Origin of the sequence: Nitratidesulfovibrio oxamicus (assembly GCF_015731765.1) — a bacterium.
GTDB lineage: Bacteria > Desulfobacterota > Desulfovibrionia > Desulfovibrionales > Desulfovibrionaceae > Cupidesulfovibrio > Cupidesulfovibrio oxamicus.
This window is the reverse complement of record NZ_VRYY01000712.1, coordinates 1-718: the sequence shown is the minus strand read 5'-3', so window position 1 is coordinate 718 and position 718 is coordinate 1. Positions and strand designations below refer to the sequence as shown.

Annotated in this window: 1 protein-coding gene; it reads right to left on the bottom strand. The window is 72.0% G+C overall.

All coding sequences use genetic code 11. The features are described from left to right. On the bottom strand, nt 1-665 hold a 665-nt coding region (locus FVW20_RS17560; RefSeq protein ID WP_231039224.1), incomplete at its 3' end, for a GNAT family N-acetyltransferase. Nucleotides 666-718: the final 53 nt, after the last annotated feature.

Below are 718 nucleotides of genomic sequence, written 5' to 3'. Positions count from 1 at the left end.
GGCTCGATGCGCCGCAGGCAGCCTGGCTGGCGCAGCGAAGGCGTGGCGCGACCCCGCACCAGCCGGGCCGTGGCCGGGCAGCCGTGGTGACGGGTCAGGTAGGCCATGATGGCGTTCAGCGAGTACGGGGTATAGTCCAGGCTCACGCTTACCGGCCCGAACAGACGACGCACGCCGGGCCGCTTCAGGATGAACTGGCCGATGCCCTTCCACAGCAGCAGCAGGGGGGCGTAGTCGCGCTGGTAGTCCGCCGCCACGAAGGCGCGGCCCAGTTCAAGCGCGGGCGCGCCGCCGAAGAATTCCGGGCGGAACCGGAACAGCGACGCGGAATACAGGCCGCGCTGCCCCTGTGCATCGAGGATGGCGTCCACCTCGCCCAGCCGGTACGCCCCGGCCAGGGCGTGGTCGTCCTCGTGCCACAGGACCAGGTGGCGGTAGGTGGCGTCAAAGGCGTCGAGGTCCAGCGGTGCGCCGCTGCCCTCGCCCACTGCGCGAAAGGTCACCTCGCGCAGGCGGCCTATCTCGCGGATCAGTTCGGGCGAACGGTCCGCCGTGGTTTCCACGATGGTCCACGGTCCCTCGCGCAGCAGCACGTCGGCGGGGGGTATGGCGGCCAGTTCCGCCTCCAGCAATTCCATCGGACGGGCGGCGGCGATGGGCCGCATGCGCCGTGCCGACTGCCCGAGCGGGCCGAGCGGGCCGAGCGGGCCGACCTGCC